This is a genomic window from Streptomyces sp. ME19-01-6 (assembly GCF_033793745.1).
In the GTDB taxonomy this organism is placed as follows: Bacteria; Actinomycetota; Actinomycetes; order Streptomycetales; family Streptomycetaceae; genus Streptomyces.
This window is the reverse complement of sequence record NZ_JARAXF010000057.1, coordinates 1-18,553: the sequence shown is the minus strand read 5'-3', so window position 1 is coordinate 18,553 and position 18,553 is coordinate 1. Positions and strand designations below refer to the sequence as shown.

The 18,553-nt window shown below is 69.4% G+C and carries 16 protein-coding genes; 13 read left to right on the top strand and 3 right to left on the bottom strand.

Features of this window, described 5'->3' with window-relative positions:
- Positions 1-5: 5 nt before the first annotated feature.
- The 3 genes from PV419_RS51400 (at position 6) to PV419_RS51390 (ending at position 2,590) form a co-directional block, all read left to right on the top strand.
- On the top strand, positions 6-545 hold the full coding sequence (locus PV419_RS51400; RefSeq protein ID WP_319700995.1) for a hypothetical protein: 540 nt from the start codon (positions 6-8) through the stop codon (positions 543-545).
- Positions 546-1,208: 663 nt separating this feature from the next.
- Positions 1,209-2,240 (top strand): SAV_2336 N-terminal domain-related protein, encoded by a 1,032-nt coding sequence (locus PV419_RS51395; protein WP_319700994.1) that lies wholly within the window; start codon positions 1,209-1,211, stop codon positions 2,238-2,240.
- A gap of 134 nt (positions 2,241-2,374) precedes the next feature.
- Entirely contained in the window at positions 2,375-2,590 is a 216-nt protein-coding gene (locus PV419_RS51390) for a hypothetical protein (RefSeq protein WP_319700993.1), read from the top strand.
- Between the two features lie 101 nt (positions 2,591-2,691).
- On the opposite strand, the gene PV419_RS51385 is transcribed toward PV419_RS51390, so the two are convergent.
- Positions 2,692-4,050 (bottom strand): transcriptional regulator, encoded by a 1,359-nt coding sequence (locus tag PV419_RS51385; RefSeq protein WP_319700992.1) that lies wholly within the window; start codon positions 4,048-4,050, stop codon positions 2,692-2,694.
- A gap of 486 nt (positions 4,051-4,536) precedes the next feature.
- A complete protein-coding gene (locus tag PV419_RS51380; protein ID WP_319700991.1) occupies positions 4,537-6,462 on the bottom strand; it encodes a hypothetical protein in 1,926 nt (641 codons plus the stop codon).
- A 726-nt stretch (positions 6,463-7,188) separates the two neighbouring features.
- On the opposite strand from PV419_RS51380, the gene tap reads away from it, so the two are divergent.
- Together tap and tpg are read left to right on the top strand one after the other, a co-directional pair.
- Positions 7,189-9,339 (top strand): telomere-associated protein Tap, encoded by a 2,151-nt coding sequence (gene tap, locus PV419_RS51375; protein ID WP_415925565.1) that lies wholly within the window; start codon positions 7,189-7,191, stop codon positions 9,337-9,339.
- A gap of 4 nt (positions 9,340-9,343) precedes the next feature.
- Positions 9,344-9,901 (top strand): telomere-protecting terminal protein Tpg, encoded by a 558-nt coding sequence (tpg, locus tag PV419_RS51370; protein WP_319700990.1) that lies wholly within the window; start codon positions 9,344-9,346, stop codon positions 9,899-9,901.
- 312 nt (positions 9,902-10,213) lie between these two features.
- On the opposite strand, the gene PV419_RS51365 is transcribed toward tpg, so the two are convergent.
- The gene (locus PV419_RS51365; protein WP_319700989.1) at positions 10,214-11,200 is read right to left on the bottom strand and encodes an alpha/beta hydrolase; all 987 of its coding nucleotides are present in this window, start codon (positions 11,198-11,200) and stop codon (positions 10,214-10,216) included.
- 141 nt (positions 11,201-11,341) lie between these two features.
- Between PV419_RS51365 and PV419_RS51360 the strand changes: the two genes are divergently transcribed.
- The 8 genes from PV419_RS51360 to PV419_RS51325 all read left to right on the top strand — a co-directional run bounded on the left by PV419_RS51360 (position 11,342) and on the right by PV419_RS51325 (position 18,507).
- Positions 11,342-11,974: an XRE family transcriptional regulator gene (locus PV419_RS51360; RefSeq protein ID WP_319700988.1), complete on the top strand. Its 633-nt coding sequence runs from the start codon at positions 11,342-11,344 to the stop codon at positions 11,972-11,974.
- Positions 11,975-12,194: 220 nt separating this feature from the next.
- The gene (locus tag PV419_RS51355; RefSeq protein WP_319700987.1) at positions 12,195-12,626 is read left to right on the top strand and encodes a hypothetical protein; all 432 of its coding nucleotides are present in this window, start codon (positions 12,195-12,197) and stop codon (positions 12,624-12,626) included.
- Positions 12,627-12,703: 77 nt separating this feature from the next.
- Positions 12,704-13,009 (top strand): DUF6247 family protein, encoded by a 306-nt coding sequence (locus PV419_RS51350; RefSeq protein ID WP_319701005.1) that lies wholly within the window; start codon positions 12,704-12,706, stop codon positions 13,007-13,009.
- 218 nt (positions 13,010-13,227) lie between these two features.
- Entirely contained in the window at positions 13,228-13,581 is a 354-nt protein-coding gene (locus tag PV419_RS51345) for a hypothetical protein (protein WP_319700986.1), read from the top strand.
- Positions 13,582-13,744: 163 nt separating this feature from the next.
- Positions 13,745-13,873 carry a hypothetical protein gene (locus tag PV419_RS51340; RefSeq protein ID WP_319700985.1) on the top strand — a complete coding sequence of 43 codons (129 nt, stop codon included), beginning with the start codon at positions 13,745-13,747 and terminating at the stop codon, positions 13,871-13,873.
- Complete coding sequence (locus tag PV419_RS51335; protein ID WP_319700984.1) at positions 13,834-14,277, top strand: hypothetical protein; 444 nt, start codon at positions 13,834-13,836, stop codon at positions 14,275-14,277. Before PV419_RS51340 ends, PV419_RS51335 begins: the two co-directional genes overlap by 40 nt.
- Before the next feature lie 165 nt (positions 14,278-14,442).
- The gene (locus PV419_RS51330; protein ID WP_319700983.1) at positions 14,443-15,465 is read left to right on the top strand and encodes an LGFP repeat-containing protein; all 1,023 of its coding nucleotides are present in this window, start codon (positions 14,443-14,445) and stop codon (positions 15,463-15,465) included.
- A 2,604-nt stretch (positions 15,466-18,069) separates the two neighbouring features.
- On the top strand, positions 18,070-18,507 hold the full coding sequence (locus PV419_RS51325) for an HD domain-containing protein (RefSeq protein WP_319700982.1): 438 nt from the start codon (positions 18,070-18,072) through the stop codon (positions 18,505-18,507).
- Positions 18,508-18,553: the final 46 nt, after the last annotated feature.

Here is an 18,553-nt window from a genome sequence, read left to right as displayed (position 1 = left end):
AGGCGGTGTGCAGCGCCTCGGTAGCGGCCCGGCGCAGCGACGCTGACCCCTGGTCATGGTCTTCTGCGCCCAACGACCTCCTCGACATCTTCGAGGCCGGTGAATACGCCATTCCCGAGCTGGTGCGCATCCGCAGCCGCCGCCCGGCCGTGCGGGTGCTCACCGACGACCCCGACCGCAGCGCCGTCATCGCCGCCGGGCGGGTGCGCTGTCGCGCCTTCCCGGTCGTCGTCATCACCAGCAACGACGAGCGGGAATTCCCGCCCGCTTTTCTGCGCCGCTGTCTGCAGCTGCGGCTGCCCGACCCGGATGCCGACCGGCTCGCCGCGATCGTGGCCGCGCGCCTGGGCCGGGCGGATGACCCGCGCGCCGTGGAACTCATCCAGATGTTCCTCGAATGCAGCCGACTCGAAGGTGGACTGGCGGCCGATCAGTTGCTCAACGCGGTGTACCTGGTGACGTCTCAGGCCCATCGTCCGGGTCCCGAGTGGGAGGAGCTACTGCACGCCGTCTGGCACCGGCTGGATGCAGCAGGCCCGACATGACACACGACCCAGGCGCCACGTCCACCGAGCACGGCCGGCCGGACCTCGACTGGCAGCAGATCGCCGACGCGTTATGGCTCACGGTCTGCAGGGCGGAGACTGACCGCGCGGCCGACCGCCCCACGCCGGCCCCGCCCTCCCCCGCGCCCAACGCCGGGGAGCCGCCCCCCGCCCCCGACCCACCGCGGGGACCGGCCCCGGACACCGAGGGCGAGGAGCCGGAGCCCGAGGGCGACCTGGTCCTGAGCGCACCGCGCCCGATCGAGCTCGTCGGCGCCCCGGCCCCGCCCGGCGAGACCCCCGGGCAGGCGATCGCCGCCGAGGTCGTCACCCCGGCCCCCCGGCTCGCCGCCGCCTCCCCGCCGACCGCCGAGCGCGCCCTGTCCCGGGCGCTTCGGCCGCTGCGCCGGACCGCGCCCTCGCCGGTCGAGGTCGAGATCGACGAGGAGACCACGGCCGAGCGGGCGGCGCGGGAGGGGCTGTGGCTGCCCAGGTGCATGCCGGTGCGGGAGCGCTGGATGGACATGGTCCTGGTCGTGGGCTCCAGCAGCTCCATGGTGGTGTGGCGGCAAACGGTCGGGCAGCTGGTCACCGTTCTCGAGCGCACCGGCGCCTTCTGTACCGTCCGCGTGCACCGGATCAACGGCGACCACCCACTTCCTGATGGAACCGGCGGCCCGCCTGGACGGGGCACCGCCCGGCCGGGGCAGCCGGGGCGGCGGCCGCTCGCCGATCGACGGCATCCCGCCTCGCGGCAGGCGGGCCGTCCTCGTCCTGACCGACGGCATCGGCGCCGCGTGGGGCGACGAGACCGGCAAACGGGCGCTGGGACGCTGGGCACGGCACGCCACGGTCGCCGTCCTGCACGTGCTGAACCAGGGCCACTGGCACCACACCGGGCTCAGCCCCGAGCGGGTACGGGTACGGGTGCCCGAGCCGGGCGCGCCCAACGGCACCTGGCAGCGCCCCGACGGCGCCCCCTGGCCCGGAGGCGAGCCGCCGGTCCCGGTGCTCGAACTCGAAGCGCGATGGCTGCACTGCTGGGCGCAACTCGTGACCCAGCCGTCGACCCGCGGCCGTGACACGCTGGCGCTGCTGCCCGGGGCGCCGGCCGAACGCTGGGAGCGGGAACCGGAGTCCAGCGCCCGCGACCGGGTGTTCCGCTTCCGCGCCACCGCCTCGCCGAGCGCCTTCAAGCTGGCCTCCCGCCTGGCGGCGGCCCCGCTGAACATCCCGGTCATGGAGTTCGTCCAGGGCATGCACGAGCCGCAGGGCAGCCCCGGCGACCTCGCCGAGGTCCTGCTGGGCGGGCTGCTGCGCAAGGTCGGGGCGGCAGACCCGATGGACGAGACGGGAATCGGCTATGAGTTCCACAGCGGAGTACGGGAGTTACTGCTGTCGGCCGGGATGCGGGACGAGTCGCTGTACATCCTGCGCAGCGTCCTGGACCGGCTCGGCCGCCGCTGGAAGCCCCTGCACGTACTGCGCGACGCACTCAACCACCCCTCGGAGGCCCTCCCCGACCTGCCCGAGACTGAGCGGCTGCTGCCGTACATGCGCGTCCAGGAGAAGGTCTACCAGGCACTGTCCGGCCCCAACCTGGAGGGCGCGCGGACCTTCCACGCACGCGTGCTCGCGCAGCAGGTGTTCGGCCACTCGGACGAACGCCGACACAAACCAGTTGAAGCCAGTTGAAGCCCCACCGCATAGGTGAAGTTCGATCCCCGAGGAGGTTGCCGTGACTGACTCCCTTTACTCCGACCCGAACGGCGCTTCACTTCCATGCCGCAGAGGGCTTCCCGCATGCCTGAACCCGAAGGAGAGTCCGAATGGCCACTGACCCGAGCACCCAGCACCATGATGATCGGAATCACGACATAAAGGTGTACCTGTTGTTGCTTGCCCTGGCCGTGATCCTGATTGTCGTCATGGCTTTGGTCTACGTCACCTACCAGTACCCGGCACTCGCTGCGCCGCTGGGAGTCGGCTTGACAGCTGCAGCAGTACTGGTGACCGGGCTCGGATTCGCCATCACGAGGCGGTGAAACGCCAGCTGCCCGGCCTCGACAATCGCGCGCTGTCGATTGACCGCGCTCATGACGAAGAGGAGGACCTGGCCCGGCATGCTCATCGCATGGGCCTGGGATCAGGTCCTCGCCCGCACACGGATCGGCTTCGCCTGCACCCCGCTCGCCGGGACGGCTCTTGAGGACTCCGGCGCCTTCACTCTTGCCCGGCTCCTGCAGCTGCCGCGCCCGCGACCCGGTGGCCGACGTTGTCGCCCAGCTCCGCCAGACCGCCCACGGCCCCCTGGAAGCGCTGCTGGCCTGTACCAGGCCCTAAGACTGCGCCGACGGGCCATGGGCCCGCCTGGCGGTGGCGGCGGCCTGCTCGCGTGGCCCTGGGCGAGCTGGAGCTCGGCGAGCAGCACCGTGCAGTAAGCGCGGTTGCGGGTGAAGCGGGGGGCGAGCAGGCCAAGGGCCTGGCCGGCGTGCTGTTCGGCCCGGGCGTACTGTCCGGCGCTCTGGTGGGCAATAGCGCCCAGGCCCGATAGTTCGGCGGGGGTCAGGAAGGCCAGCCAGCTCGCCGCGGCGGCGGGGTGGGCGCGGTCGTAGACGCGTTCGGCGGCGGCCAGGTGGCGGCCCATGCGCGCACTGTCGCCGGTCTGGGCGAGGTAGTCGGCGAGCCGGGCGTGCAGGAGTGCGGTGATCAGCGGGTGCTCGCGCAGATGGCGTTCGGTCAGAGCAGTGCGGTTGATGCGGGCGGCCTCGGCGGGGCGGCCGGCGTGGTCGGCCTGGGCGGCCAGGTCGGACCAGGCACGGGTGACGGAGACGGAATCACGGGCCAGAAGTGCCGCCTGCAGCGTGGTGTTGCGCAGCTGGGCGGCCAGGTTATGGCGGCCGCAGTCGTGAGCCGACCAGCCGGCGCACGCAGCGACGTCGGCCACGGCTCGGTGCAGTTCCCGCTCCACCTGCTCGCCGTAGGCGCAGTGGTCCGAGGCATGCTGCAGGCGGGTCAGGTAGTCGGTGGCCACGTCGATTACGGCGCCGCCGCCCAGGCCGTTGAAATGGGCGTCCAGCCGGGTGATGGTGCGCTGGATGCGGGCGACGTCGCTCACGCCGAGGCGGCCGCGGCGGGGCAGCTGGTCGACGCCGAGGGCGGCCGCGAGCGAGGCGGCGATGAAGGAACGGCGCTGCACCGGCTCCACCCCATCCTTCCGCGCGTCAGGCGCGGGCACCCTGCAACGGGCCGTAGGCGGGAGTGCCGAGGAGGCGCCACGCGGCACGAAACCCATCTGCTGCGGGGTCCGGCCGAAGATCTCCGTCAGGGGCCGCAGATACGCCGGCCAGGGCCAGCGGACCTCACCGGAGACCCAGCGGCGTACGTGCCGGTCCGTGCACCGGCCCGGCTTGCCGGACAGCTCGGCGGCGGCCCGGTTCACCTCTTCGGCCAGGTCCTCGTGGCTGAAGCCGTACTCGGTGACTCGTGGAGTTCGGCCCCGCACTCCACCATCCTGGTCGACTGCGGCCTGGAGTGGGACGCGGTCATCGTCGCGCCGCTGGAACGCGGCCTGGCCGCCCTCACCCGACTCGGCCTCCCGATAGACCGCGGCTACCCGGTGTGCTGGCCGACTATGTTCGCCAGGAACTTGTTGTCCACGTCCCTGCCGGCACCGCCCGCCGGTGCGCCGCCGAGGGCACCCGCCTCTTGACGACCGGATCCTGGCTGCTGGTGCCGGCAGGTGAGCAGGGATCCATCTTTGCCACCTGGCTCAGCCGGCCACACCGCAGCCTCCCCCGCTATGTCGACCCCGGCGAACTGTCTGTCGCGTTGCAGCAAGTCGACAGGAACAGCCAGCGTGGAAGGCCAGCCTGCAGCTCTCCCCCGTGAGCAGGCCATCAGAAGCCCCGGCGCGTCACGCCCCCGGCCCGCCGGGGCTTCTCCGCATCGGCGGGCCTTCAGTTCTGTCGACACTGGGCCTCCGCTGGTGTCAGGCCGCCGAGGCCCTGACGCCCCCCTTGCCCCGGTAGTCCGAGGTCTGCGTCTTCTTCTGAGACTGCTTGCTCTGAGTCTGCTTGTGCTGCTCGGTACGCGTGGTGGTCTTGGTGGTGGTTGCCTTCTTCTGGGCGCGGAGCTTGTCGACCCGGTCGGTGACGCAGGTGTCGTACCCGCCGCACTCTTTGCGGGCCTGCTGGTACAGCGGGTCCGCGTTGGACTTCTTCGCCTTCTTCGTCGACTCCGCGATGGCCTTGGCGTTCTGGGTCTTGTGCTGCTTCGTCTGACCGGTCTTGGCGGTCGTGGTCTTGTGGGCGTCCGCGGTACGCGTCGTGGTCTTGGTGGTGGTTGCCTTCTTCTGGGTCCGGAGCTTGTCGGTCCGCTCAGTGACGCAGGTGTCGTACCCGCCGCACTCGACGCGGGCCTGCTGGTACAGCGGATCCGCGTTGGACTCCTTGGCCTTCTTCGTCGAGTCCGCGACCGCCTTCGCGTTCTGCTTGCGGAGCTTGTCGGTGCGCTCGGTGACGCAGGTGTCGTACCCGCCGCACTCGGTACGGGCCTGCTGGTACAGCGGATCCGCGTTGGACTTGTCCGCGACCGCTTTCGCGGTGTCGAGCGCCTTTTGGGACTTGATCAGCTCAGGAGCGACCTTGCGGGTGGCGCCCTGCGTGAATCCCTTGGATTCGAAGCTGCGGAAGAGGACCTCGATGTCGTTGTTGTCTTTGATCTCGCTGTAGTCGTCGATGATCCGCTTCGCCAGAGCCGGGTCCTTGCGTGCCTGCTCCAGCAGCTGCTGGTCCCTGCGGTCCAGGTGGGCTGCGTAGTCCTGGCTGATGCCGTCGGCGATGACCCAGGCAATGGCGTCAGCCATCTGGTTGGTGCCCGTGCTGCCCCGGAACCCGGTCTTCGGCGTCTTGAGACTGCTCCACCCCTTCCAGGACGCCGTGGGGCCACTGGGGGTCGTGCTCCTGGTTCCCCTGGGCGTGGTCGTGGGGCCGGTGGCGGTTGTGCTCCTGGTCCCCTTCGGCGTGATCGTGGGCCTGGTAGCGGTTGTGCCCTTGGTCCCCTTGGCCGTGGTCTTCTTCGACGTGGTCGAGGTGGCTGTGGGGTCGGTGGAGACCGGTCCCTTCGGGGGCTGCTTCGGGTCGCGCGGTGTCGTACGCGTCCCGCCGGTGTCGCCGTCGTCGTCCGGCGGTCCCTGGAGTCGGCTGCGGTCGGTCGTGGCCTGGGTCAGGTTCTCACGGGCCGTCTTCAGCTGTTGCAGCTTCTGCCGGCGGTTCGGAATGGACTTCTTCGTCTCTTCCTCCAGGCTGCTGATCTTGTTCTTGAGGTTGGTGATCTTCGTGTCGAGGGCTCGGATCTTCGCCTCGACGCTTTCCGCATCCGGCTGGGTCTGCTTGACCTTCCAGTGCTCCTTGTTCACGTACCTGGCGTGCCCGCGGGCTTTCTCCCAGTCCTTCTCGAGCTTTTCCCGCTCGGCGGGAGTCTGAGCCTGGTCGATCTTCTGGTTCAGATCGTGGATCTTGTCCCCGCGCTTGGTGACCTGCCGCCGCAGCCCGTCGGGAGTTTCCTTCCACCGCCGGAGGAGCTCCTCTACGCCCTTCACAATCTTCGGCCCATCATCCTTGATCGAGAAGCCGGTGCCGCCGCCCCCAAACCTTTCAAAGACCTGCTGGGTAACGATCTGCCAGGGCAGCTTCCACTTGTAGTACGGGTCGTGACGGTCCAGCGCGGCCGCGACCCAGGACTCGTACATCTTCCACTGCCACTTGTTCCACTGCCCCTGCAGCTTTTTCCAGCGGCTGGGCTCACGATCGGAGGAGTCCGAGGTCGGACTCGGCGGGGGCGGCGCGGCCGAGGCCGTCGCCGCCGGCCCGACCAAGGAGAAGCCGACTGCGGCGATGATGGCCACCAGAGCCATCCGCAAGGGCACCGGCCAGCGGCGGGGCGCACGAGCCAGCCACCAGCCAGCCCTTCTCCCCCGGTGGGAACCTGTCTTACGCATAGGGACGTTCACGGGATTCCTCCTGATACAAGGTGGGGTGCCGGGCGGCCGAACCCGCCACAGCTTTAAGTTCCGGCTTCACTCCGCAGTCCTGGACTGCTGGAGGAAGCCCTCGCACCGGGCGCCGTCGAACGGCTGCGGAGCGGTACGAGAAGCGTCGCGGGCCACCGACTTCCCGCACAACAGATCAAGGCGTCCGGGACCGTCCGGGACCGTCCTGATCCGTCCCAGCCCAGGTCAACACCCTGACCGGACACTCCCGGACACCCGGCCGACCCCCACCACCGACATCAGCGGTCACGTCCCCCGATTGCGCTGCAGCAGCGGATCCGGGGCATCAGGCCGCAAGTCGACGTTGACCCGCGGGCCGTAGCGGTTGGCGAACTCGGAACACGTCAATCTGCGTGGCCATCAGGAAGGCGCGGCGACCGCGAGCGCCTCCAGGGCCGCACGTACGCCCTCCCTGGCCAGCTCTAAGCGGTTTTAGATCGCGCACCGCGCTGATCACGTGGGTGGAGTCGGCGTGCGCACTCGCCACGTCGCACGCTCGCCCTGCCGTCTGCCTGACGGTCAAGATCACCCCACCCCAAAGACTGGATCGGGTTAAATTCAAAGGATAAATCGAGCGCTAAACTTCTGGTAGTGTTCGAGGTGGAGGTGACGTACGTGCCGAGCAATGAGGACCTGAAGAAGAAGCTGTTCGCGTCCGTGGATGCACTGCTGGAAGAGGAGCCGCAGCTCCCGCCCCCGGCGGAGCGTGCACGGTTGCGCGAGGCCGCGGGGATGACCCAGCTGCGTCTGGCGAAGGCCCTGGAGACGACCGAGCAGACGGTGAAGAACTGGGAGAACGGACGGAGCTCACCGCGGCCGCCGCGCCTGGAGGCGTACCAGCGGCTGCTGGAGGGCTGGGCGGCGAGGTATCCCCAGGACGCCGCCACCGCACCGGCCGCCGCGCCCCGCCCGGAGCCGGTCCCGGGGACGTTCCCCGTCCCGGCCGCGCCCGAGACGTCTGAGGCGGAGACGGCTCCGGTCCAGGCGCCCGTCGTCGCGGCCGCGCCGGAGCGCCCGGCCGCCCGCCCGGCGACGTCGCGCCGTCCGGCGGCGAAGAAGGCCGCGAAGCCCGCCGTTGACCCGCGCTTCCCGCACGGCCCGCTCGCCGTGCTGGACGGCGACGGCTCCGCGTACGGCGTCGGCGGCATCGTGCTCGACTGCCCGGCCACCACGATCCCCGAGCTGGTGGAGTGGACGCTGCGCGAGTCCGGCCTCGGTGCCGCCAAGCTCAACCGGTACGGCAAGGACTCCGACCCGCTGATCGTGCTCGCCGCGTCGGCCGCCGTGAAACTCGGGCTGCCGGAGCGCCTGGAGGGCCACGAGCAGCGCCGCTCCCTGCGCCTGCCCGAGGACCACCCGGTCGTCAAGCAGGTCACGAAGGCGAAGTGGCAGCTCACCCAGCGCGGGTTCGGCCCGTGGGCGCGGATCTACCGCAAGGCGCAGGGCCGCGAGCGGCAGTGCGTGCAGCTGGCGATCCTGTCCTGGGACGCCCTCGATGAGCGGTCCTGGCCCGGTGTCTGCGAGATGGAGCCGGCCGACATCGCCCGCGTCCTCGGTGTCTACGCCCAGCGCGTCATCACCCCGCGCGGCTCCACGGCCGTGTCCGGGCTGGAGCTGATGACGGCGCTGCGCCCGCCGACGAAGGCCGTGCAGGACCCGCAGACCGGGAACTGGGTGTCGGGCTACAACTCCGGTTCGCTGGGGACGGAGCCGATGGACCCGGCGCCGCCGGAGGCCACCCCGGAGCACCCCGTGGTCGTGAACTCCGGCTGGACCGGCGGGTTCCTCAACGAAGAGGCGTACCAGTGGGTGCGGTCGGTGGACATGCTCACCGATGAGGAGTGCACCCTGCCCTTCGTCGTAGGCCTCGACTTGAACACGGCGTTCCTCGCCGCTGCGGCCCGCCTGGTCGTCGGCCTCTCCGCGCCCGACCACTTCCACGCCCCGAAGTTCAACCCGAAGATCCCCGGGAGCTGGCTGGTCGACCTCAGCCACATCGAGCTGGACCCGCGCCTGCCTTCGCCGTTCACCCCGGACGGCACCCGCCCGACCGGCCCGGCCTGGTACCAGACGCACACCGTCGCCTACGCCCAGGAGCTCGGCTACGACGTCCACCCGATCGAGGCGTACCTGCGCCGCGAGACCGGCGCCTATCTGGACCCGTGGCACGACCGGCTCAAGACCGCGTATGTCGACACCCTCGCCGACCTCGGTGTCACCCGGGACCTGGACGACCGGGCCTTCCTCGCCGCGATGGAACAGCACAAGCAGGTCAACCCGGCCCTGGCCGCTGTCCTGTCCGCCATCAAGGCCACAGTGAAGGGGGGCGTCGGCAAGCTCCGCGAGCGCCCCCAGGGCAAGTCCTACAAGGAGGGCGAGCGGTGGCCGGCCCTGCAGCGCCCGACCTGGCGCCCCGACATCCGCGCCGCCGTCATCAGCAAGGCCCGCGTCAACATGCACCGCAAGCTGGGCAACATGGCCAAGATGACGGGCCTGTACCCGCTCGCCGTGCTGTCCGACTGCGTCGTCTACCCCTCGCCGGGGGAGAGCCCGCTGGACTTCCTGCCGTACGCCACATCCGGCAAGCCGCAGCCCGGCGGCTTCCGCCTCGGCCCCACGCCCGGCCTGGCGAAGCTGGAGGGCGTCCAGTCGATGCTGTGGGCGGTCGACCTGATGGAGCAGGGCCTCAACCCGGCACGCCACATCAAGGGCGGCGACGCCATCCTGGACGAAGGGGAGTAGAGCTGTGGGGGAGATCGACGACGCGATCGAGCGCGCCGACCGGGAAGCGTTCACCAAGGAGCCGCCCAAGACCCTCCAGGGCCGTATCAACTTCTTGATGAAGCAGCTCAAGACGACGAAGGCCGTCGCGGCGGAGCTCGGGGTGAGTCAGCGGTCGGTGGAGCGTTACCGCAAGGGCGAGCGCAAGCACCCGCCGAAGGACATCGCCGCGAAGATCGACTCGGCAGTCCGATCCCGCTGGCAGCCCCTGGTCCGCAAGCGCCGGCGGAAGCAGGCAGCCGCCACGGGCGGGGTCACGGTGGAGACGCGGGCCCGGTTCGGCTACACCGCGCCGGTCGGCACGACCGACGACGGACGGTTCCGGCGACTCACCGTGCACCTCCCCCCGGTGTACGCGCAGCGCCTGTTCGACGCCCGCGACACCGGGGCCAGCGACCAGCAGATGCGTGAAATCATCGCCGAAGGACTCAAAGACGTCTATTTCCAGGACGGTGGTGGCCGCGCTATGGGACTGTCGGACGTAGCCATTAATGACATCGACTATTTGGATCTCGACTACTAAAAGTGGGAAAGCGTGACCACGGAATTCCCGGCCGTGAGCCGAAGCACGGTAGTTGTCACATAGGCAGGTTTGTTGTCACCGGCGTAGTGGAGCACGCACGGGTTCCGGAAGAGCGCTGACAGGCTGCGGAGCCCTTTCCCGCGGGCTCAATTGAGTGGCCTGAGACAAGATCGTGTCCCAAAGAAGCGGCCGAAAGCGCCAATCCGATCGGGCTGATGCAACTGTTCAGCATCACCAAGCAGACCGCCATGCCCTACCTTGGCGCGACCCACCCGAAACGCACCGCCAAGCTGCCCAGGTAGCCTGCCTGGTTCAGCCGTGGATGGTGGCGAGCCAGTCGGTCAGCAGGCTGTTGACCTCGTCGGGGCGTTCCTGCTGGACCCAGTGGCCGCAGCCGTCCAGGAGGTGGGAGGCGGACAAGGCGGGGAGAGTGGTGGAGTAGGCGTCGATGGCGTCGGCCATCCAGGTGGTGGAGGCGTCCAGTGTGCCGCCGATGAACAGGGCGGGCTGTGTGATCGGGGCTCCGCGGTGGGGGGCGAGGTCTTCCCAGTCGCGGTCCATGTTGCGGTAGCGGTTGAGGGCGCCGGTCAGGCCGGTGCGCTCGAACTCCCCGGCGTAGACGTCGAGGTCGTCCTCGGTCAGCCAGGCTGGGAGCGGGCCGGCGGGGAAACGGTCACGCAGCTGGCCGCCCAGGGCGACGAAGTGCGGGTCGGGCTCGTAATGGGCGGGCATGGTGTCAGCGGACAACGCGGCGTAGAAGCCGACGAGCCAGCTCTGTACATCGGGCTCGATCTCTGTCTCGGCGCGGCCGGGTTCCTGGAAGTAGGAGACGTAGAACTCCTGCTCGGGGCCGCCGATCCGGCCGAAGATGTCGGTGGGTCGGGGGCCGCCGGGAGGCGCGTAGGGGACGCTCAGCAGGCCGACGGCGCGGACGATCTCCGGGTGGAGCAGGGCGGAGGCGGCGGCGATGTTGGAGCCCCAGTCGTGGCCGACGATCACCGCGCTTTCCTCGCCGAGGGCGCGCACGACGGCGACGTTGTCTTCCACCAGATCGAGCATTCGGTAGGCGTCGGTCGCGGCGGGCTTGGAGGAGCGGCCGTAGCCGCGTACGTCGATCGCCACTGCCCGGTACCCGGCCGCGGCGAGGGCCGGGAGTTGGCGGCGCCAGGAGTACCAGGACTCGGGGAAACCGTGCACGAGCAGGACCAGCGGACCGGTGCCCTGCTCGACCAGGTGCAGGCGTCCGGCCGGGGCCTCGACGGTGCGGTGGCGGAGCGCGGCGGTCGGCTTGGATCGCATGGGGCTTCTCCTCGGTTCGCGGGCAGACGCGGCTACCCATCGATCATGCGGCGCGACGCCCACCCGACGCGATCGGTCTTGCCATCCTGGCAAACTCGCAGGACGGACGGTGGAGCGGCGCGGTCGGAAGGAACGGTCACGGTGGCAGTCGACGAGGTGGACGGCACGTTGGCGGCGATGGGGCCCAGGCTGCGAGCCGCACGCGAGCAGCACGGCGCCACGCTCGCCGGTATCAGCTGCGCGACCGGCATCTCACCGAGCACGTTGTCGCGGATCGAGACCGGCCGGCGCAAGCCCACCCTGGAGGTGGTGCTGCGGCTGGCGAAGGAGTACGGCGTCTCTCTGGACGAGCTGGCCGGTACCGCACTCGTCCCAGCGGCCGAGCCGCGCACCTCGGCGCCGCTGAGCTTCGGCGACAGCAAAGTGGTGCTGCCGCTCACCCGGTACGTCGGCGGCCTGCACGCCCACAAGCATGTCTTGCCTGCCATTGAAGGGCCGCCCGCGCGGCCACGTCAGGTCTCCCACGAGGGCTACGAGTGGCTGTGCGTCCTGTACGGGCGGCTGTGGCTCGCACTCGGTGACCAGGACCTCGTCCTGGCTGCCGGGGACGCCGCCGAGTTCGACACCCGCATCCCCCACGGAGTCGCGAACGCCGGATCCGACGGACCGGTCGAGTATCTGATCTTGTTCGGGCCGCAGGGAGAACGTCTACGGCAGCGCACCCCTCCAGCCACTGGTCGCGGGACTGGTGAGAGAAAGGCAGAGCACGTGTGACAAGCCGCGTGCCTCATTGGTGACAACCACGCTGCTTCGTTCGGTCTCATTCGCCACGTCATCCGGCTCTGCCGGTGACAACTACTAAGCTTCGGCTCAGCCCATCGACCGCGACAAGAGCCCGCTGTTCGACGCCGACCACGACCCTGTCCGCGTCGCCGACGCGCTGCGCCGCAGCCCGCACTTCGCCGCCGCGGACGCCGATCCCGGCGGCGACACGGTGTGGTTCACCACCGAGGCCGGCATCAACTACACGCTGACCTTCAAGGAACCGGAGCCCACCGACGACGACCTGCTGCCCGAGCCGGTGCTCACCGAGGCCATCGCCGCAGCGATCCTCAACCACCCCGGCTTCGTCACCGCAGATGCGGACTCGCCGCGCGAGGACACCCTCACCATCCAGTCCCGCAACCAGGTGCGCCACCTCCTGGTCCTGGACGTCGACCGCGGCAACGCCCTCGCCCCGGAAGACCTGTCCACCCCGGCCGTCGACGTCGCCCTCGCCGCCGACAAGCTGCTCGCCAGCGACCCGAGCGACTCGGAGCGCGCCACGGCCGAACTCCTCAACTACATGGCGGCCACCTGGGACAAGCAGGACCTGCCGCTGCGCCAGCACGCCCAGGCCGTCGCCCGCACCCTGCGCACCCGGTAGAAGGGCTCTGTCCCATGCCCGCACCCACGGCCACCCCGCGAGCGTACGGTGAGGTGACGACCCGCCGGGAGGACCGGATGAGCGCGCAGCCCGACCACGCCCCCGCCACCGTCTACGCCCCTGCCCCCGGGGCGCCGGCCGAACTCCTCGCCCAGCTGCGCGCCGACCGGCGGGCCGCTCAGTGGGTGCCGGCCTTCGAGCGGCAGTGGGCGGCCGCGCTCGAGGAATCCCGCCGGACGTTCTCCCTCGCCGGGCTGTACGAGGTCGTCCAGGACTGGCAGGGCCGACTCGCCCACGCCCCGTCCGTCGACGCGTTCGCCGCCTCCGGGTACGACGACAGCGAGTTCATCGACATGGCGGAGCTGCGGGGAAGGCGCCGGTGAATCGCCAGCACCTCGACCGGGCTTTCCTGAGCACGCCTACTCACAGCGCAAATGAGTAGTCCGACCCGACTCGGTGGGGAGTGCATCGATCTTGAGCATGAGCGATCATCTGTCCCGCCTCGTGCACCGGCGATGGCAGAAACCGCGTCCCGGAAACCGGGGTCATCTGAGTAGACCAGCTCATGCATCCTGCGGCCTGGCGACGTTGGATGCCAGGCATGACCGAGGAGAGCCCGAAGACCCGCACCTACCGAGGGTGGAGCGCACCGCTGATGTCTACTCTGGTCACCCTGCCCCTGGCGCTCTTCGCCACCGCCCTTGTCGCGTTCTCCCCCATGTCCTGCGACTCCTGCGATGAGGCCGAGCACGACCGCTTCCAGGAAGACTTCGAGATCGCGTGGCCCGTCTACCTGTTCGGCCTCGCCCTGACGATCGGCATGCTGCTCGCCGACTACGTTGCGACGTGGCAGCGGCGAGAGGCCGCCCGGCTGTGGCTGGCCTTCCTCGCCCCGATCACGGCAGTCCTCAATTACCTCATCTTCGCTGGCGTCCTCGATGGGCCCTGGGTTTGACATCCGCGCCGCCTGCCCGCTCCCGCCACGGTGCCACCGCACCAGTGATGCAGCCCGGTGCCGGCGGGTGCCGGGCCCCGGCGTCGCCACTCGGCAGGAGTCGCCACCCGCACGAGCGACGTCTCGCGCTCCCGCTGCCCGCGGCGGAGGAGAGACTGGGACCATGACGAAGGACCCGGACCGCCCGCCGGTCGAGGGCGACCTGGTCGCCCCGCTCGACGAGGGTGAGGCCGAGACACCGGCTCGTCCGCGGTGGTCGCACTCGACTACGGGCTGCCCCAGCGCGCCCTGATCACCGTCCCCGCCCGCGCCGACGACGTTGCGGAGCTGATCACCCGCCGACTCGCCACGCTCGCCCACAGCGGCCTGCAGACCCTTGATGAGCCCACGGTGCGCGCGGTGGTCCGCCAGGCCGTCCGCGACGTCCGCACCGCCCCGCCACCACCGCCCGCCGATCCGCCGGCGGACCCGACCGTCACCGCGCTGCGCCGCGTCGTCGACGACCTCGCCGCCAGCTCGCACGCGATCGGGGAGCTGATGCTCGAAGTCGCCCCGGTCTACCTCTCCGGCACCGAGGCCGTCGACGTCCTGGAGCTGCTGTGCGAGCAGATCGGCGAGCCCCTCGAGCACGGCCTCGCCGCCCGCCGCTACGCGATGTCCGGGGACCGCCTCGCCCTGCATGGCACCGTCCTCTGACAGAGTCAAGCTGAGCACCAGGAGTATCACGGCGCGCCACCGGATCTTTCCGGTGGCGCGCCGTCGTCTGTACCGCCGGTCGAGCCGGGTGCCCGCTCCTCAACTCCTGGTGCCGATGCGATAGTTGACGCTTACGCTCCGCGCTTCACTCTCGGAGGGAACCACGTGAGAACACCACTTCGGGCGCCGCGCCGTACGGGCGCCCTGGTCAAGGCCGCTACTGTCGCGCTCGCCGCGGTGGCCGCGCTGACCGTGCAGGCGCCGCCGGCCGCCGCCGATGACATCTGCGGGCGTCAGGTCGGCGGCGACATCCTGATCAGGTACACCGAGCTGGGCGGCGAGGGCGGCCGGCTCGGGTGCCCGACCACGGATGAGATGCCGACCCCGGACGGCCGGGGCCGGTACAACCACTTCGCGGGCGGCTCGATCTACTGGACCCCGGAGACTAAGGCTCACGCAGTATGGGGGGCGGTCCGCGACAAGTGGGAGGCGATGGGTTGGGAGAAGTCCAAGCTCGGCTACCCGGTCGGGGACGAGCTGACCAACGCCGACGGGCAGGGCAAGCGACAGCAGTTCGAGGGCGGCACCGTCTATTGGCACCCCACCCTGTCCAACGGGGCGCACCCCGTGTGGGGGGAGATCGGGAAGCTGTGGGGCCGCTACGGGTGGGAGGGCGGCAGCTTCGGCTACCCCACCAGCGACGAGGAGCGCAGCGACGCGATCGACGGGTTCATTCAGGGATTCTCCACGAACCAGACGGTGTTGTGGTGGAGCCGGGGCTTCCCGGTCGAGCACCCGAACCTGTCGGTGTGCACGGGCGAGTGCGTCGGCTACAAGGCCGTCACCAACACTGAGTGGGTGCAAAAGACCGAGGTCGGTCACTCCCTCGTGGACGGTGGTACGGACGTGTCGGTGATCCCGACCGAGGCCGGGTTCGAGGACGCCGACCGGAACTATGACGCCCTGTGGGATCAGGCGTTCAAGAAGGTCCCCTATCCGAAGGGGCTGACCGACGCTCAGGGCTCGTCGCTGTATACGCAGCTCGCGTGCCACGCCCGCTACTCGTACGAGATCTTCGGCGGGCACACCAGCGGGGATTCGTGGGACCTGGAGGGGTACCGGCGGGATGTGTCGTGGGACTTCGGCATGAACCCGGTGACCGCGTTGGTCCATCAGTGCAACTGGTGACCTCGCCGGCCGCCTGACGGGCACAACAGCAAGGGCTCCACCCCCGAGCGCGGGTGGGGCCCTTCCTTGTGTTCAGCGTGCGAATCGCAGCCGGGGGCGCCCCGGTGCCCGGAAGGCGGTGTCACCCGTGCTCTGCAACTGCGAACCTGTGAGGTCTGAGTGAGATCTGTGAGGCGCACACCCGATTTCCGCAGGTAGGCGGGGTGGTGACTCGCGTGAAAGTGACCAGAATAGTTCGCGTGGAAGTGTCCAGCTGGAAAGCTGTGTTGACCTGTGCTTCTGCCATAGTTGACGTCTTGGAGGGGGTGGACATTTAGCCGCGAAGCTGCAGGACACTTTGACGCGAGTTTTGATAAGAAATGTGGGTGCTGACCTGCAGCCTTTCCATACGGAAGACGACCTTCCGTATGGAGTGTTGAGGGGGCGAGGAGCTCTCAGGCCCTGTTCGGTCGGGGGCTGAACGGCGGGCCGCCCAAGGATTTCGTCGGGACAAGCCCCTATGCAGGTGGGGAACGCACGACCATGGCACGGTGTTCGCCGGGCGGACCTTCGATAGGCCCCCACGGGTAGGGGACGCACTCGCGGCGCTTGCGGGTCAGCGGTTCGGGCAGAGATGGATCCCCATGGGTGGGAACGTACATCCGCAGGCGCCGAGGAGTCGGCGGGGTGGCGGATAGACCCCCACGAGTGGGGAACGTACTTCGTCAGTACGGTCCTGCTGGCTCAGGGGAGGGATAGACCCCCACACGTGGGGAGCACGCAGTGGTCCTGGCTCGTCGCGGCTACCAATCGGGGATAGACCCCCACTGGTGGGGAACGCACCTGTTGAGTGGCGGATCGAGCTGGCAGACCGACGATAGACCCCCATGGCTGGGGAAGGGACCACCAGCTTCTGTGCTCCCTGCTCCCGGAGGAGGAGAGACCCCACGCCTGGGGAGGAACTTCCCGTTCGGGCGCCAACCACAAGGTCCGATCGAGAGACCCCCACGCCTGGGGACGGGACGCTGGCCCCCTGCTCTTCACCGTGGATCACGAGGAGAGGCCCCCACGCCTGGGGACGGGACTGCTGCCGCAGGCTCGGCCTGGCTCATCTTCTGGATAGACCCCCACGCTTAGGGACGGGGCCATCCTTAGACACCACAGTGTTGCAATCTCACAGATAGACCCCCACGCCTGGGGACGGGACCCTTGTTGACCTGGGCGGCTGCTTCTGTCTGGAGAGCATTTTACTGTTCTTTGTTTGGGGTGAGGGAGTTTGTGCGCTGCGCGCGCTCGCCTCCCGCGGGCTGGTCGCCCGCCGCCCCGGCGCGGGCGCCGTCGTCCTCGACCTGGGAGCCACCCCGCGCGGCAGCGCCGAACGGTTGGCCGCTGAAGTGCGGGACGTTATTTGACGGCTCCTGCTGATGGCGTTACGGAACCGCCGAGGCGCTCCCGGAGGCTAGCGCTACCCACGTGCGTGGGGAAAAGGGTAGGTGGCCGCGGTCACGAGGCGTCTCCGTCGACAGACCCCCACGCGTGGGGACGGGAGGCTACCGGGGCAGTGAGGCGTCCCGGGCCAACGAGAGACCCCCAGCGCCTGGGGGCGGGGACGCCGTCGGTCAGCTCACCGATTCCGATGTGCTGGAGAGACCCCCACGGGGTGGGGAGCGCACAAACTGCCGTGCCTGGAACGCTCCAGCGAGGTCGATAGCCCCCACAGGTGGGGAACGCCCTTTTTATGCCTGCGGTTTTGTTGCTGTCCGGAAGGGATTTTACTGTTCTTCACTCAGAGAGGGAGCCTTTCGATGGAGGTCTGAATTGCCACTTTTGTAAGGCAGGGTGTGGCGCGGAACGCCTCCTTGGCCTCGTGAGCGCGGGGAGGGCACGACATCGGCAACGACGTCACGGCGCCGCCTCCTGGGCAGACCTCTACGCGCAGGGGATGGGGATGGGGGGCCAGGTTCAACGGCCGTGAGGGCGATGTGCTGTGATCCTGTGAGTCCGGCAGGGGCAGGTGTCCTGTTCGAAGTGTTTGGGGCTGCTCGGTTGCTTTCTATGGCTCTGCTGGGCATGCCTGTCGTTTGGTGCCCGTAGAGCAGGAAGGCCGGTCGGGCGGTGTGTGGGGAGGGAATGCCGGTGGTGCCGTTGTGGTGGAGAAGACGGTACGACCCCCACGGGCTGAACTGGTCAGCAGTTAATGGGGCTTGGAGCGGGAGACCGCTGCGAGCCAAGAAGCGCGTTGCACCACGACGATATACCCCTTAAACGGGCGTGTGCTGTGTTATCGATGAAGACGGAGGCGACCGGGCCGGACACGCTGTGGACCAGCGCTGGCTGACTGATCACCGAGGCCGCCTCACGCGTGCTTTGCACTGCCTGGAGAGGAGAGCGATTTACGCATGAGGCCCGGGGGTGCTTGCTCGCGTCGTCTCAATCGCTGGGAGTGACGGGCGCCTGGTGCTGTGTTCGCTGTGATGAGCCGCGTGCCGCCGCGGTGGCGCAGCAATTGCCAAGGTCAACCTTGCAGTCATTGCTGTGCCGTTGACCGAGTTGGCGTGCTGGCAGGGTGGGAGCTGTGGAGATGCGGCTGATTAAGTCGGCGTGGGCGGAGCGCGGTTCACCGGTGTGGGGGATGGCAAGGTGCCGCCCTGGCTGCTGTCCTGGTCCGGGACGGCAGGGGAGGGGGCTGGCTGGATGGGTGTGGTCGAGGACAGCCGGGAGGACGGCCTGGACCTGTCACTGTGGGGGAAGTACAGCCTGCTCAGCGGCCTGGCCTACCCGTTGCTGTTCCATCTGCTGGATACGGCCGCGGTGATGGGGGAGTTATGGGACCGGTACCTGATCTGGGCATCACCCGCGAGACGCTGCGGCTGTGGGTGCGAGCGGCCGGGGGCGGTGGCCGTCAGGCCGCGGCGGGTGGTCCGGGGCAGGACGGCTCCCAGGGGCGGGTTGGCCCGGTTGCGTGCGGAGAACACCCGGCTGCTGAAGGCAGAGAAGGAGTGGCAGCTGCAACGGGAGATCCTTCGCCGGGCGGCCCAGTGTTTCGCCAAGGAGATGAAGTGAGGTCGCGCCGCTGGGGCTTCATCTCCCCATACGCCGACGAGTTCGG

Coding starts and splice junctions, on each gene's coding strand:
- PV419_RS51345 (WP_319700986.1), top strand. CDS start 13,228: ATGACCGAGGAGAGCCCGAAGACCCGCACCTACCGAGGGTGGAGCGCA.
- PV419_RS51395 (WP_319700994.1), top strand. CDS start 1,209: ATGGAACCGGCGGCCCGCCTGGACGGGGCACCGCCCGGCCGGGGCAGC.
- PV419_RS51390 (WP_319700993.1), top strand. CDS start 2,375: ATGGCCACTGACCCGAGCACCCAGCACCATGATGATCGGAATCACGAC.
- PV419_RS51350 (WP_319701005.1), top strand. CDS start 12,704: ATGAGCGCGCAGCCCGACCACGCCCCCGCCACCGTCTACGCCCCTGCC.
- PV419_RS51340 (WP_319700985.1), top strand. CDS start 13,745: ATGACGAAGGACCCGGACCGCCCGCCGGTCGAGGGCGACCTGGTCGCC.
- PV419_RS51380 (WP_319700991.1), bottom strand. CDS start 6,462: ATGGCTCTGGTGGCCATCATCGCCGCAGTCGGCTTCTCCTTGGTCGGG.
- PV419_RS51365 (WP_319700989.1), bottom strand. CDS start 11,200: ATGCGATCCAAGCCGACCGCCGCGCTCCGCCACCGCACCGTCGAGGCC.